This window comes from Streptomyces sp. NPDC045026 (assembly GCF_056432625.1).
The window spans coordinates 116,705-129,787 of sequence record NZ_JBWKIS010000015.1; the positions used below are offsets into that span (position 1 = coordinate 116,705).

Below are 13,083 nucleotides of genomic sequence, written 5' to 3' on the forward strand. Positions count from 1 at the left end.
TCGCCTGCGCGGGAGATCCCCTCGGGCGCCGACCCAGGCAGTCCAGACACCACGGGCGTGAACAGGACCGCATTCCATCATCCGTGCGTTCAATCGAAGGAGCACACATGCCCATCGCCCTTGCCGACCAGCACGACGGCTTCTCCAAAACAGGCGTGCAACGAGTGCGGGACGTCCTGGCGCGGCATGTCGAGTCCGGGAAGATTCCTGGACTCGTGGCGCTGTTCAGCCATGGTGGTGAGACGCATGTCGAGGCGCTCGGGACGATGCGCCATGAGGGTGGCGCGCCGATGCGCCGGGACACGATCTTCCGGATGGCCTCGACGTCCAAGCCGGTCGCGGTCGCGGCGGCGATGGTCCTGCTCGACGAGTGCAGACTGCGGCTGGACGACCCGGTGCAGGAGTGGTTGCCCGAACTCGCCGACCGGCAGGTGCTGAAGCGCATCGACGGCCCGCTGGACGACACCGTGCCGGCGCGGCGGCCGATCACCGTGCGGGACGTGCTGACCTCCACCTTCGGGATCGGCATGGATATGACGTCGCTCGGCACTCCGATCATGGGCGTGATCTTCGAGCAAGGGCTCACGCCCAACCTGCCGGAGCCGATGCCGGGGCCGGATGAGTGGCTGCGCCGCCTGGGTGAGCTTCCGCTGATGCACCAGCCCGGAGAGCGCTGGCAGTACCACATCGCCAGCGACCTGCTCGGCGTACTCGTCGCCAGGGTCACGGGCCAGTCGTACGAGTCGTTCCTGCGCGAGCGCATCTTCGACCCGCTGGGGATGAAGGACACCGGATTCCACGTGCCGGCCGACCAGATGGACCGGCTGCCGCCGCTGTATGCTCCCGACCCGCAGACCGGAGAGTTCCAGGTGTGGGACGAGGCCGAAGGGGGACGTCACAGCACGCCTCCCGCGTTCCAGGGTGGCGGCGGTGGACTGAACTCCACCGCCGACGACTACCACGCCTACTTCCGGATGCTGCTCAATGGCGGGATGCACGGGAGCGAACGGATCCTCTCCCGGGCCGCCGTCGAGCTGATGACCACCAACCGGCTCACTCCCGAACAGCAGGCCGCCCGGCACGAGTTGGCCACCAACAACGTCCATATCTCCTTCGGCCAGGGCCAGCACGGCGGCTGGGGCTTCGGCATGGCGGTGCGCACCTACCGCGGTGACTACGCGCCGATCGGCCAGTTCGGCTGGGACGGCGGAAGCGGCGCCTCGACGTACGCCGACCCGGACAACCAGCTCACCGGCATCCTGCTCACTCAGGTAGGGGCGTCCGTCCCGGATCCGGTGCGGCTCATGCACGACTTCTGGACCACGCTCTATCAGGCAATCGACGACTGACACCGAGCCGGCTCTCCGGTCTCCGTGGGCCCGCCCTCAACCCGACGACACCAACGGTCAGCCCCATGACGGCCGAACATCGATGTCGGCGCGGCGAACCCACACACCGCTGCTCCGGATGCGGCCAACGCCTCCTGACGGGCCTCTTGTTGGACCACCCTCGCCGTCGCGGCCTTCGTCCCGGTCACGTGTACTCCTTGGTCGGAGCACGGGATCAGGCGAAGGCCGTGTGTGCGCTCGGCGTCCTGAAGCATCACCGGTAAGCGATGAGTTGTCTCCACTTCATGCTTCATGCTTCATGCCGGCGCGTGAGGGGGCGTCCCTGTCTGGGTGCGGGTTCGAAGGTTCCTGGAGGCCGGCCCTTTGAGTGACGACCTCGTACCCGGCTGTCCTCCTCGCCGAGGAGCTGCTGCCCGGGCGCCCGAGCCGATGGGGGAGGAGTGACCCGTCGCCTCGTGACCGCTTCACCGCTCGGCCGGGATGAAACATGCGATGGGGCCGTGTGGAGGCCATGGACGACATGTCCAGGCAAGCCGCCTCGATCGCCTCACCGTCCGCGCCCAGTGTTGTGCCGTGCAGTTCGATGCGTGCACGTCGATCAGTGAGTGTTTGAGATCCTTTGCAGAGACTCATAGTTGGGTTCCGGTGCCGTGTCAGTGTGGGGCGCATGGATGTTCACATTCGTGAGTACAGCCGCCTCGACGAGGAGTATGTCGTCGAGTTGTCACTTCGCGCATGGGCACCGGTTTTCGCCTCGATGCAGCGTGTTCTAGGGGAGGAGCTATTCCTCCGTCTGCACGGTGACTGGCGCGAGTACCAGGAGAGAGCAGTGCGGCAGGTGCTCTCTGAAAGCGCGATGGAGGTCTGGGTGGCCGAGACGGAGGGCCGGGTGGTCGGTTTCGTTGCAGCGACGGTGTCCGAGCCCGCCCGTCTCCTCGGAGAAGTCTCGATGCTGGCCGTGGATCCAGACGCTCAAGGCGGTGGCATCGGGGCCCGACTCACCGAACACGCCACGGCCTGGCTGCGTGGCGCTGGGATGCGGGTCGCGATGATTGACACGGGGGGCGACGCAGGCCATGCCCGGGCTCGCCACGTCTACGAGAACGCCGACTACACGCTCATGCCTGTGGCCCGTTACTTCAAGGCTCTTTGAGTGACCTCCGCGCCGCGCTGTGCCGGACCGGGTCGCAGGTGGAGCGGCGGACGCAGGTTTCTCTGAACTTTCGATAGCCCGCGCGGGCGGGAGGATCGTGCTTCTCTCGGCTCGCCTCAGCGCGAGGAACTAGTGTCGTGAGCATGGTTGAACACGATGCCCTCAGTGCCACCCGCGAGGCGTACGACGCTGCTGCCACCACGTATGCGCAACTCTTCCGCGACACGCTGCGTGACAGTCCCCTGGATCGTGCGATCTTGGGTGTCTTCGCCGAGGTCGTCAGGGCGAGTGGGGACGGTCAGGTCGCGGACCTGGGATGTGGGCCTGGCCATATCACCGCTTATCTGGGCGAGTTGGGGCTGGCGGCGTTTGGTGTTGACACCTCTCCTGTGATGATCAAGTTGGCTCGACAGGCCTGTCCGGGGCTGCAGTTCGAGGTGGGTTCGATGGCGGCGCTGGACATTGCTGACGGCGTGCTGGGCGGCGTCCTTTCGCGGTGGTCCATCATCCACACTCCGCCGCAAGAACTCCCCGTCATCCTGGCGGAGTTCCACCGTGTGCTGGTTCCTGGCGGCCACCTTCTGATCGGCTTTTCGGCAACTGATGATCCGTCCCACCTGACGCAGGTCTTCGATCACGCAGTCGCCCCGGCCTATCGGTGGTCCCCTGATCACCTCGCCGCGATGCTGCGTACGTCAGGGTTGGCCGAGGTGGCCCGGACGGTTCGCGAGCCTCAGCCCACCGACCGACGGCAGTTCCGGGAGATTCAACTGCTCGCCCGTAAAGCCTGAGGGTCCGTCCTGTTGATGACCTTCGAGCACGGCCCCGCCTCGACGAACCGCTCAGCGGCGTGAGCCGCTCCGCACGGCGGGCCTCCGACGGCCCGGTCTACTGCCGCCGCGGCTCTGTCCGCTCAGCCGACGCACCGTGGGGAATCTGGACGAGCCGGTTGCCGGCTATCGGTTGCCGGTGTGGGGTGAGGTTGTGCAGGCGGGCGATACCGAGCTTGGCGTGGTGGGCGCCGTCGCCCTTGAGGCGGCAGTCGCGGGGAGTCAGGAGATCTCGTAGGTTCCGTCGAGGCAGGCTCGCCCGATGATGCGGCCGGTGATGGCGGTGATCATCTGGTCGAGGGTGAAGCCGTCTGGCAGTTCGGGGGCCCGGGACAGGGCGAAGAGCTGAAAGACGTAGGCGTGGGGTCCGTGCGATCGGATCGGCATGGGTCCGCAGTAGCCGCGGCGCCCCAGTGGGCCCTTGCCGAGCCGGAGTCCGGGAATGGGGCTGGGGTTGGCCAGGGCGTTCTCCGGGATGCCGCCCAGTGCGGGGTCGATGTTGAGTGCGAGCGCGTGCGTGGCTGATTTGCCGAAGGGGACGTCGGGGTCCTGCACGACGAGCGCGAGTTCGACGGTGTCCTGCGGGGGCTGTGTCCAGGTGAGGGCGGGAGAGATGTTCGCGCCGAACATGTGGCCGCGGTGCCTGGCCGGTATGGGTGTGTCGTGGTCGAAGGCGGGGCTTGTGAGGGTGAAGCTCTCCGGGGCCTGGAGGGCTGGTTGGGCCCAGGCGAGGGTGTGCCGGCCGGCGCGCCGGTTGCGCAAGGCGACGCCGAGGAGGTTTGCGGGCATGGCTTCGGCTCTTTCCGACGGTCACTGCTTAGGTATACGAAAGATATGTTTAGGTATACTAAGCAGCTATGGAGATGCCCGCAACTGGCGATGAACCCGCAGCCGAGCAGCCGGCCGCCGAGGCTGGGGAGGCTGACCTCGGGGGGCAGGTGCGCTCCGCCGTCGGGAGCCTCTATCGCCGCTTCCGTAGCGAGCGCCCCGAAGGGGGACTCGGAGATGTGGCGCTGGATGTACTCGTCCACCTGCACAAACACGGACCGCAGACACTCACCGGCCTCAGTGAGCGCGGCAGGGTCTCTCCCGCTTCGATGAGCCAGACGGTGAACCGCCTGACCTCGGCCGGATATGCCGTGCGCTCCCGTGATCCGGGCGACCGTCGCAAGGTGCTTTTCAGTGTCACCGAGGAGGGTGACCGACTGGGAGGTGCCGCTCGGGCGCAGCGAAGCGCCTGGCTCGATGCGCAGCTCGAGGCCCTCGGCGCCGAAGACCGCGCAGTGATCGCCCGCGCCGCGGCGCTGTTCAGTGCTATCGCCAACTCCTGAATTCTGTCTTGTGTGGCGGAGCGTCAAAGTCCGGCTCGAAGGCACTGGGCCGGGGATCGCTGCACGCGAGCACCGGTCTGGGTGTCGGCGTAGTGGGGTGGCGTCCGATTTGCGCTCAAGTGAGGCCGGCTTCGAGAGGATCAAGACGGTTCGCGCGAACGCCATGCGGTGGGAGGGGTGGCGACGTCCCGCCATGGCGTGAAGCCGCTCCCCGTCTTCCGTCCCGGCGCTTGCTTCATCTATCGAAATTCGATAGGTTCCCATCGTGAATCGATGGAAGGATGGGTCATGGGAAAGCTGACAGTGGGTGCGCTGCGCGCCGTGCTCGTGGTGGTGCTCGGCGGCACCGTGTTCGTGCAGGCGGGGATGGTGTGGGCGTTGGTCAGCGGGAACGACCCGGAGGACGGGTCGCTCCCGCTGACTGCGCTGCGCGTGCTCACGATTCTGGGCATGGTGTCGGTCCAGGTGGCGCTCGTCTGCGTATGGCGGCTGGTGGCGATGGTGCGTCGTGGAACCGTGTTCTCCTATGCCGCGTTCCGGTACGTGGACGTCGTGATCGGCGCGATCGTGGCGGCTGCCCTGGTGTGGTTCGCGGTCACGGCCTTCAATGCGCCGGGCCAGCGGGAGGATCCGGGTGTGACCGTGATCATGGGCGGGGTTGGTGTGGCCATTCTGGGGGTTGCGCTTTTCGTCCTCGTGCTGCGGATGTTGCTCGCCCAGGCTGTTGCGCGCGATGTCGAAGCGTCGCAGATGCAGGCTGAGTTGGATGAGGTGATCTGATGGCGATCGCCGTCGATATCGACGTGATGCTGGCCAGGCGGAAGATGTCCGTGGGCGAGCTGGCGGACCGCGTGGGGATCACTCCGGCCAATCTGGCGGTACTCAAGAACGGCCGCGCGAAAGCGGTGCGCTTCGCGACGCTCGCCGCGCTCTGCGAGGTGCTCAAGTGCCAGCCGGGCGACCTGCTGCGCTGGGAGGCCGAGGACGCCGCGGGCGGATGACGCGTCCCAGGACGGGCGTGGAAACGCCTAGCACCTCCGGCCTGTGATGCGGCACGGTGAACCGTTCCGGGTTCGATGGGGACTCGATCATTTGAGAGGATCGAGTCATGGCACGTTCTTCCCGGTACCCGCTTGAGCTGCGCCGTCGTGCGGTGCGGATGGTCGGCGAGGTGCGGCCGGAGTACGACACCGAGTGGGCCGCGATGAAAGCGGTCGCCCAGAAACTGGGCATCGGCACGACCGGGACGCTGCGCAAGTGGGTGCGGCAGGATCAGATCGATGCAGGTGCCCGTCCGGGCACTACGACGGAGGAGTCCGCGCAGGCCAAAGCGATGAAGAAGGAGATCGCCGAACTCAAGCGGGCGAACGAGATCTTGAAGACTGCGGCGTCTTTCTTCGCGGCCGAGCTCGGCCGGCCACACACACGCTCGTAGCGTTCATGGACGAGTACAAGGGCCGCTTCGGCGTCGAGCCGATCTGCCGGGTCCTCACCGATCACGACTGCAAGATCGCCCCGTCCACCTACTGCGCCCACCACAAACGCCAGGCTAAGCCTGCGGCCCGCACCCTCCGCGACGCCGAGCTGAAGGACCTGATCACCCAGGTGTACGAGGCCAACTACCGTGTCTACGGTGCCCGGAAGATCTGGCGGCACCTGAACCGCCAGGATGTCGCGGTGGCCTGCTGCACCGTCGAACGCCTCACCGTATCGCCGCGGTCGCCCAGAACCTGCGGGCGCTGGGGGTCCGGGCGGACGAAGGCCCCGACCGCATCACGGTCCACCCGGCCGGACCTGCATCGCTTGCCACCGCGACCACCGCATCGCGATGGCTTTCAGCGTCCTGGCACTGCAGTCCGGCGGCATCGCCCTCGACGACCCGACCTGCGTTACGAAGACGTTCCCCGCCTTCCGCGAGGAGCTGCGCCACTTGTTCGGGCCGCCGCTGGGGTGACGAGTACTGCCGGCGAGTTCCGCCGCAGCAGCCGAGGACCTCGGCCGTAGCCGACCATGCCGCAGAGGAGACGAGCAAGATCGCTACCCCGCCCGAGGCCCGGACGTCGCTGTACGCTGCGTCCATGCAGTCGTCCGCCCCTTCCTCGCCTCACCGATCCGCGCCCACGGGTCCTGCCGCCGACCCCGCGCAGCGCGGGCTTTTGACTGAGCGCATCGCTCGCCAGTTGGAGCACGACATCCGGTCCGGTGAGATCGCGGTGGGAGCGAAGCTGCCTTCGGAGCGTGAGCTGGCCGCCCAGTTCGGCTCCAGCAGGAACGTCGTACGGGAGGTGCTGCGGCGGCTCGAGGCTCAACATCTGATCGAGGTTGCGCCCGGACGGGGTTCCTTCGTGCGTGAGCAGACCTCCGGGCAGGCGAGGGGGTACGACGCGCTGTACAGAGCGGGTCGGCCCACGGTCCGTCAGCTCATCGAGGCCCGCCTCCCGTTGGAGGTCGAGATGGTGCGACTCGCGACCCGGCACGCCACTGACGAAGACCTGGCGACGATGCGTCACGCGTGCGACGCCCTGGAGTCGGCGACCGATGTCGTGGTCAAGGCGCAGGCCGACATGGACTTCCACGACGCCGTCGCGGTGGCGAGCAAGAACCCCGTGCTGCGGATCATGCTGTCGTCGATCAGCGGAATGATGTTCGAAATGATGCTGCGTTCGAACTCGGACCCGTCGATCGGCGAGGAAGGAGTGCCGCACCATCCGGAGATCTTCGAGGCGATCGAGGCACGCGACGTGGAACTCGCCGGCGCACGCATGAGGGAGCATCTGATGCTCGGGCTGCGTACCTACGGGCCGGATCTCGACGTGCAGGTGGACACCATGGCGCGTAACCACATCGAGACTCTGCTGGAACGGGCGGCGCGGGGACGCTGAGCCGTCGGCGGGGATGGGGTGCCGCCGGCACCCGGTCCGGCCGGGCCCTGGCGGATCCGACCTGACAAAGGCGGTCGGCGCGCACGCAGTTGAGATTTGTCGATCTTTCCTCTCGGGGGTGTTCCGGATCTGCGGAGCCTGCTACGGTCCTGTCCGGTCCAACTGGTACTACCAGTTGGACCGGACAGGACCGTAGGACTTTGAGAGCGTTCCACAGCAGAAAGACGAGGACAACGATGTCCACGAGCAGTCGGCTCCTGAGCCGCCGCTCCTTCGGCAGGCTGGCCGCAGGGATCGCTGGTGCTGCGGGGACAGCGGCGCTCGGCGCCTGTTCGCCAAGGACCGGAAAGCCGTCGGCCAGTGCTCCGTTGCGGATCATGGCGATCAACCACGTGTGGTCGCAGGCGATCAAGCGTCGGACGAAGGAGTTCGAGGAACGCATCGGGCGCCGGGTCTCCCTGACCCTGCTCACCGCCGACCAGCTGACCAGCAGTTACAACGTCAAACTCAACGCGTCGGGCACCGACGTCGACGTCATGATGGTGCGCGCGCTCCAGGACCAACTCCTCTTCGCACACAACGACTGGCTCGCCGATCTCACCGACCGGGTGGAGGGCGACAACGAGTTCGCCTGGACGGACTTCCAGAAGGCGCCGCGCGAGGTTTCCGTGACGGCAGGCAAAGTACTGAGCGTTCCCGTGGTGACCGAGCGACCCACGCTGTACTACCGCAAAGACCTGGTCCAGGACGCCGGCGGACCCCCGCGCACCCTCGACGCGCTGATGTCCTCCGCCCTGGAACTCAGCCGACGCAAGCGGGGGTTCTACGGATACGTGGGCCGCGGACAGCGCAATGGCGCTGTGTCCCAGTGGTCCAGCTTCCTCTACTCACACGGCGGCGACTTCGTCATCGACGGCCGGTCCGGCATCGGGAGCCCGCAGGCACTGGCCGCTTACGAGTACTACGGACGCCTTCTGGGGAAGGCGGGGCCGCCGGGAGCCACCAACATGAGCCTCGAACAGGCCATGCCAATCTTCGCGCAGGGCAAGGCGGCGTTCTACATCGACGCCGACGCGATCTACAGCAACTTCCTCGACCCGAAGATCGCGAGCCGGACGGTACGGGACACCGTCGGATTCGCCCCCTTCCCCGCGGGACCGGCCGGTGCCAGGCCGCACAACATCGCGTCCTGGAGCCTCGGCATCAACAAGTTCTCCCTGCTGCGTGACGACGCCTGGCAGTTCATCAAGTGGGCCGCGGGACCCGATATGTCGGCGGCTCTCCAGGCAGACGGCATCCCTGGCGCTCGCACCTCCGTGTGGGCCGACTCCAAGACCCTCAGGTCCTTCCCGCCCGACCTCGCCGAGGCCATGAGCCTCAACGCAAAGCGAGGCCTGGGCTACGACCGCCCCCGTGTTCTCCAGGTCGGCCGCGCCCGGGACATCGTCGGCCGCCCGCTGGTCGCGGGGATTCTCGGCGAGTCCGTTCGGCCCGTCGTACGGGACGCGGACGCGGAGTTCGCCGATTTCCTCGTCCGCGACAACCGACACAAGGAGTCCTGATGACCGCCACCGAGGTCTCCGCATCCCGGGCCGACGCCCGACCGACCCATAGCCGAACGCGACGCACCCGCCCGCCGCGCACCTTCGAACAGGCCAACCGTCGCCTGAAGTGGGCGATGCTGGCCCCGGCCCTGCTCTTCGTCGGCCTGATGATCGTCTTCCCGCTGGCCTTCACGCTCGACCTCAGTCTCACCGACGCGTTCGGAGCGGTGAACGCCGACAAGAGCCACATCGGTCTGCGGAACTTCGCCGACGCGCTGGGCGACGCCCGCAGGTTCTGGCCCGCGGTCCGCCGCACGATCGTCTTCACCCTCGGCGCCGTGGTCCTGGAGACGGTGTTCGGCCTCGCCCTCGCGATGCTCATGCGCAAGCCGTTCCGCGGCATGCGCTGGGTGCGCACCGTACTGATCATCCCTCTGCTGGCTACACCGGTCGCGATCGGCATCCTCTGGCTGCTGATCCTCGACCCCACCAACGGCATCGCCAACCACATCCTCGCCGGTCTCGGACTGCCTCGCCAGGAGTTCCTCGGCTCAGTGAGCCAGTCCCTGCCGACGCTGATGCTCATCGACGTGTGGCAGTGGACACCGATGATGACCCTGCTCCTCCTGGCCGGACTGACCACACTGCCCGAGGAGCCCGAGGAGGCCGCCCTCGTCGACGGAGCCAACGCCTGGCAGCGCTTCCGCCACGTCGTACTGCCCATGCTCGGCCCCACCCTCGCGACCGCACTCGTACTCCGTGCCGTCGACGCCCTCAAGACCTTCGACATCCTCTACGCCACCAAGGGCGCAGGCGGCGGCTCGGACTTCGAGGTGGAGACGCTCAACGTCTACGCCTACGGGCTGACCTTCGACTACCAGGAATACGGCCTGGCCGCCGCCGTCCTGGTGCTGTTCACGCTGTTCATCATCGGTGTCGTGGTCCTGCTGCGCCGCCGCGGCGGAAGGAAGAACGCATGAGTGCCACCCTCACCCACGCCGCCCGGCCCTCGGTCGCCCCGCCGTTCCGCCGACGCCGCCGGCTGGCCTGGCTGCGCGGTACCGCGATCGGGCTCGTCACCCTGGTCTTCGCGCTGCCGCTCGCGTGGATGTTCGCCGCCGCGTTCAAAACCAACCTCCAGGTGACCGACCCCTCCGTGGGCCTGTGGTTCACGCCCACCTTCGACAACTTCCGCAACGTCGTCGAGGCCGGGCAGATCGTCCGCTCCATGGGCAACTCCCTTCTGGTGGGCGCGGTCTCCACTGCCCTGTCCGCCGTCATCGCGGTGCCCGCCGCCTGGGCCGTGGGCCGATTCGGCATGCGTCGCACCGGGTCTGTCATCCTCATCGCGCGCATCGTCCCGGCGATCTCCCTGCTGGTGCCGTGGTACTACCTGTTCGCGCAGATGGGGCTGGTCGGCTCCTACACCGTGCTGATCCTCAGCCACATGTTCGTATCCGTCCCGCTCATCATGTGGATCATGATCAGCTTCTTCGCAGGACTCCCGGTCGAACTCGAAGAAGCCGCCCGCACCGACGGGTTGAGCGCCTTCGGCGCCTTCTGGCGGATCTCCCTCCCGCTCGCCGCACCTGGCACGGCGACCGCCTCACTCCTGGCCTTCGTCTTCAGCTGGAACAACTTCATGTTCGCGCTGGTCTTCGCCGACGACCGCACACAGACCGTGCCGGTGACCCTCTTCAACTTCATCTCGTACGCGAGCACCGACTGGGGCGGCCTCATGGCCGCCTCCACCCTGATCACCGTCCCCGTGGTCATCGCCGCCGTCCTCGGCCAGAAGTATCTGGTGGCCGGCCTGACCTCGGGCGCCACCAAGGGCTAGGCCCTACCTCCCACGACACCGGAAAGAGCACACGTATGAAGATCGTCGACGCGAAGGTCGTCGTCACGAACCCCGGACGCAACTTTGTCACCCTGAAGCTGACGACCGACGACGGCCTCACCGGCCTCGGCGACGCCACCCTCAACGGCCGCGAACTCGCCGTCGTCAGCTACCTCACCGACCACGTCGCGCCCCTCCTCCTCGGCCTCGATCCACACCGGATCGAGGACACCTGGCAGTACCTGTACCGCGGGGCGTACTGGCGCCGGGGTCCCGTCACTATGGCCGCGATCGCCGCGGTCGACGTCGCCCTGTGGGACATCAAGGCCAAGGCCGCCGGCCTCCCGCTCTACCAACTCCTGGGCGGTGCCGGCCGGGACCGCGTACGCACCTACGGGCACGCGAACGGACGCGACATCCCCGAACTCATCGACTCGGTGCGGGCCCGGCTCGCCGAGGGCTATCAGGCCGTCCGTATCCAGTCGGGCATCCCCGGCCTCAAAGCCGTGTACGGCGTGCACAGCACCGACGACGACGGCTCGGCCGTCCTGCATCAGCAGGCCCGTCCCCTGGTCGAGGACTGGGACACCGACGCCTACCTGCGCCACATCCCGGCCGTGTTCGACGCGGTACGCAGTGAGTTCGGCGCCGAACTGCCCCTGCTGCACGACGCGCACCACCGGCTCACCCCCGTCCAGGCGGGCCGCCTCGGCAAGGACCTGGAGCCCTACCGGCCCTTCTGGCTGGAGGACTGCACCCCCGCCGAGAACCAGGAGGCACTGCGCCTGGTACGGGCCAACACCACCACGCCGCTGGCGATCGGCGAGGTGTTCAACACCGTGTACGACTACCAGACCTTGATCACCGAGCAGCTCATCGACTACGTACGGTCCGCGGTCACCCACTTCGGAGGCGTCACGCCGCTGCGCAAGCTGTTCGACTTCGCGGCCCAGTACCAGATCAAGAGCGCCATCCACGGGCCGGAGGACATCTCACCCGTCGGCATGGCGGCGGCCGTCCACCTCGACCTGGCAGTCCACAACTTCGGTATCCAGGAGTACTCGGGCCACACCGCACTCACCGAGGAGGTGTTCCGCCACGCCTACACCTTCACCGACGGACACCTGCACCCGGGCGAGACTCCCGGCATCGGCGTGGAACTGGACGAGGACATGGCCGCAGCTCACCCCTACGAGGCGGCCTATCTGCCCGTCAACCGCCTGCAGGACGGAACCATCCACGATTGGTGAGCCACCGTCCGCCAGCTCACAGCACAGTCTGACCCTCTGGTTCCGGTGGGTCGCCGTGCTCCAGAGCAAGGCGAGGGAAGGAGGACGGCTCACTTCCCTCGCCGCAGTCGGTAATCTGCATCGACCCGGCCTTCCGCGGGCAGGGCCTGCCCGCCTGCCCGCTTGGCCTTGGCCCCGGCATCCGTGCCCGCGACGCGAAGCCCTTCCTGCTGTCTCCGCGTTGCAGTCCACCGCCCGTCCCACCCTTCGCCCGCTGCCAGAGGCCCGAACGTCCTTTGCGGCGCCCCCAGAGCGCGTACCGAGCGGCCGCCCGATCTCCTCCGGTTCGCTTGTGGTTTCGTTGGATAGGGTTCGTTGACTTGTCTGCAGCGAGTTGTTGCTTGAGGGCTGCGCAGGCATGCCAGCCGTGGGCTTCGACTTCCGCCGCTCCAGCCCGGCAGGAGCCGATGGCTACGGGCCTGGCCTGGTCGCGCTCTCTACACTCACGGGATGAACAGTTACACATGCACCCAGTGCAGCACCGTCGGTCTGGTGGAGGGTTTCGTCGAGGATGCCGGCGAGCACTCACGCGGGTACGCACGCTGGATCGAGGGCGCGTTGGAGCGGGGAATTCTCGGGGGTGCCAAGCGGATGGGCCGACTCCGGCGGCAGATAGAGGCGTTCCGCTGCCCCAAGTGCGGGCACCTTGAGCTGTTCGCCACGGGCGAGGTGTAGTTGACCCTCGCTCTCCCAGACTCCACTACAGGCGGCCGCGCGTCACGCGCCACCGCCATCTGGCTCTCCACGAGTTTCGGTTCTAGCTCACTTTTCCGAGCCAGAACCCCGTCTCGTGGACAATGCCAGCCTGAAGTTCCCCCGTGATGTCGGACACTCGATACTTACGCCGCGAGGGCGTGTCCTTGTT

Annotated in this window: 15 protein-coding genes and 1 pseudogene; 15 read left to right on the forward strand and 1 reads right to left on the reverse strand. The window is 67.3% G+C overall.

The genetic code is table 11. From position 1 onward, the window contains the following. Nucleotides 1-107 precede the first annotated feature (107 nt). The 3 genes from AC07EJ_RS28410 (at nt 108) to AC07EJ_RS28420 (ending at nt 3,293) form a co-directional block, all read left to right on the forward strand. On the forward strand, nt 108-1,349 hold the full coding sequence (locus AC07EJ_RS28410) for a serine hydrolase domain-containing protein (RefSeq protein WP_389479588.1): 1,242 nt from the start codon (nt 108-110) through the stop codon (nt 1,347-1,349). A 667-nt stretch (nt 1,350-2,016) separates the two neighbouring features. Then, nucleotides 2,017-2,502, forward strand: coding sequence for a GNAT family N-acetyltransferase (locus AC07EJ_RS28415; protein ID WP_393583788.1), 486 nt, complete (start codon nt 2,017-2,019; stop codon nt 2,500-2,502). Between the two features lie 143 nt (nt 2,503-2,645). After that, on the forward strand, nt 2,646-3,293 hold the full coding sequence (locus AC07EJ_RS28420) for a class I SAM-dependent methyltransferase (protein WP_478885345.1): 648 nt from the start codon (nt 2,646-2,648) through the stop codon (nt 3,291-3,293). Between the two features lie 261 nt (nt 3,294-3,554). Here the strand turns inward: AC07EJ_RS28420 and AC07EJ_RS28425 are convergent, their stop codons facing one another. Further along, nucleotides 3,555-4,121 carry a YbhB/YbcL family Raf kinase inhibitor-like protein gene (locus AC07EJ_RS28425; RefSeq protein ID WP_389479592.1) on the reverse strand — a complete coding sequence of 189 codons (567 nt, stop codon included), beginning with the start codon at nt 4,119-4,121 and terminating at the stop codon, nt 3,555-3,557. Nucleotides 4,122-4,189: 68 nt separating this feature from the next. On the opposite strand from AC07EJ_RS28425, the gene AC07EJ_RS28430 reads away from it, so the two are divergent. The 12 genes and pseudogenes from AC07EJ_RS28430 (at nt 4,190) to AC07EJ_RS28485 (ending at nt 12,893) form a co-directional block, all read left to right on the forward strand. Further along, nucleotides 4,190-4,663, forward strand: a complete 474-nt coding sequence (locus tag AC07EJ_RS28430) for a MarR family winged helix-turn-helix transcriptional regulator (protein ID WP_393583787.1) — start codon at nt 4,190-4,192, stop codon at nt 4,661-4,663. A 288-nt stretch (nt 4,664-4,951) separates the two neighbouring features. Then, a complete protein-coding gene (locus AC07EJ_RS28435) occupies nt 4,952-5,443 on the forward strand; it encodes a DUF2975 domain-containing protein (protein ID WP_389479595.1) in 492 nt (163 codons plus the stop codon). Beyond that, nucleotides 5,443-5,664: a helix-turn-helix domain-containing protein gene (locus tag AC07EJ_RS28440; protein WP_362907333.1), complete on the forward strand. Its 222-nt coding sequence runs from the start codon at nt 5,443-5,445 to the stop codon at nt 5,662-5,664. The genes AC07EJ_RS28435 and AC07EJ_RS28440 overlap by 1 nt, the downstream gene beginning before the upstream one ends. Nucleotides 5,665-5,771: 107 nt before the next feature. Continuing rightward, nucleotides 5,772-6,098 (forward strand): transposase, encoded by a 327-nt coding sequence (locus tag AC07EJ_RS28445; RefSeq protein WP_389479597.1) that lies wholly within the window; start codon nt 5,772-5,774, stop codon nt 6,096-6,098. A gap of 5 nt (nt 6,099-6,103) precedes the next feature. Next, nucleotides 6,104-6,307, forward strand: a pseudogene (locus AC07EJ_RS28450) (IS3 family transposase); the annotation flags it as partial. Between the two features lie 184 nt (nt 6,308-6,491). Next, entirely contained in the window at nt 6,492-6,617 is a 126-nt protein-coding gene (locus AC07EJ_RS28455) for a hypothetical protein (protein WP_478885317.1), read from the forward strand. A 124-nt stretch (nt 6,618-6,741) separates the two neighbouring features. After that, complete coding sequence (locus tag AC07EJ_RS28460) at nt 6,742-7,545, forward strand: FadR/GntR family transcriptional regulator (RefSeq protein ID WP_389479601.1); 804 nt, start codon at nt 6,742-6,744, stop codon at nt 7,543-7,545. 236 nt (nt 7,546-7,781) lie between these two features. Next, nucleotides 7,782-9,107, forward strand: a complete 1,326-nt coding sequence (locus AC07EJ_RS28465; protein WP_478885318.1) for an ABC transporter substrate-binding protein — start codon at nt 7,782-7,784, stop codon at nt 9,105-9,107. Next, nucleotides 9,107-10,069, forward strand: a complete 963-nt coding sequence (locus AC07EJ_RS28470; protein ID WP_389479607.1) for a carbohydrate ABC transporter permease — start codon at nt 9,107-9,109, stop codon at nt 10,067-10,069. The genes AC07EJ_RS28465 and AC07EJ_RS28470 overlap by 1 nt, the downstream gene beginning before the upstream one ends. Then, nucleotides 10,066-10,929 (forward strand): carbohydrate ABC transporter permease, encoded by an 864-nt coding sequence (locus tag AC07EJ_RS28475; protein ID WP_478885319.1) that lies wholly within the window; start codon nt 10,066-10,068, stop codon nt 10,927-10,929. Before AC07EJ_RS28470 ends, AC07EJ_RS28475 begins: the two co-directional genes overlap by 4 nt. A gap of 35 nt (nt 10,930-10,964) precedes the next feature. Then, complete coding sequence (gene manD / locus AC07EJ_RS28480) at nt 10,965-12,179, forward strand: D-mannonate dehydratase ManD (RefSeq protein WP_478885320.1); 1,215 nt, start codon at nt 10,965-10,967, stop codon at nt 12,177-12,179. Between the two features lie 489 nt (nt 12,180-12,668). Next, entirely contained in the window at nt 12,669-12,893 is a 225-nt protein-coding gene (locus tag AC07EJ_RS28485; protein WP_329580114.1) for a hypothetical protein, read from the forward strand. Nucleotides 12,894-13,083: the final 190 nt, after the last annotated feature.

What these genes read in the sequence shown, in the direction of transcription:
- AC07EJ_RS28410 (WP_389479588.1), top strand. Translation starts at nt 108, where the DNA reads ATGCCCATCGCCCTTGCCGACCAGCACGACGGCTTCTCCAAAACAGGC.
- AC07EJ_RS28415 (WP_393583788.1), top strand. Translation starts at nt 2,017, where the DNA reads ATGGATGTTCACATTCGTGAGTACAGCCGCCTCGACGAGGAGTATGTC.
- AC07EJ_RS28420 (WP_478885345.1), top strand. Translation starts at nt 2,646, where the DNA reads ATGGTTGAACACGATGCCCTCAGTGCCACCCGCGAGGCGTACGACGCT.
- AC07EJ_RS28425 (WP_389479592.1), bottom strand. Translation starts at nt 4,121, where the DNA reads ATGCCCGCAAACCTCCTCGGCGTCGCCTTGCGCAACCGGCGCGCCGGC.
- AC07EJ_RS28430 (WP_393583787.1), top strand. Translation starts at nt 4,190, where the DNA reads ATGGAGATGCCCGCAACTGGCGATGAACCCGCAGCCGAGCAGCCGGCC.
- AC07EJ_RS28435 (WP_389479595.1), top strand. Translation starts at nt 4,952, where the DNA reads ATGGGAAAGCTGACAGTGGGTGCGCTGCGCGCCGTGCTCGTGGTGGTG.
- AC07EJ_RS28440 (WP_362907333.1), top strand. Translation starts at nt 5,443, where the DNA reads ATGGCGATCGCCGTCGATATCGACGTGATGCTGGCCAGGCGGAAGATG.
- AC07EJ_RS28445 (WP_389479597.1), top strand. Translation starts at nt 5,772, where the DNA reads ATGGCACGTTCTTCCCGGTACCCGCTTGAGCTGCGCCGTCGTGCGGTG.
- AC07EJ_RS28455 (WP_478885317.1), top strand. Translation starts at nt 6,492, where the DNA reads ATGGCTTTCAGCGTCCTGGCACTGCAGTCCGGCGGCATCGCCCTCGAC.
- AC07EJ_RS28460 (WP_389479601.1), top strand. Translation starts at nt 6,742, where the DNA reads ATGCAGTCGTCCGCCCCTTCCTCGCCTCACCGATCCGCGCCCACGGGT.
- AC07EJ_RS28465 (WP_478885318.1), top strand. Translation starts at nt 7,782, where the DNA reads ATGTCCACGAGCAGTCGGCTCCTGAGCCGCCGCTCCTTCGGCAGGCTG.
- AC07EJ_RS28470 (WP_389479607.1), top strand. Translation starts at nt 9,107, where the DNA reads ATGACCGCCACCGAGGTCTCCGCATCCCGGGCCGACGCCCGACCGACC.
- AC07EJ_RS28475 (WP_478885319.1), top strand. Translation starts at nt 10,066, where the DNA reads ATGAGTGCCACCCTCACCCACGCCGCCCGGCCCTCGGTCGCCCCGCCG.
- manD (WP_478885320.1), top strand. Translation starts at nt 10,965, where the DNA reads ATGAAGATCGTCGACGCGAAGGTCGTCGTCACGAACCCCGGACGCAAC.
- AC07EJ_RS28485 (WP_329580114.1), top strand. Translation starts at nt 12,669, where the DNA reads ATGAACAGTTACACATGCACCCAGTGCAGCACCGTCGGTCTGGTGGAG.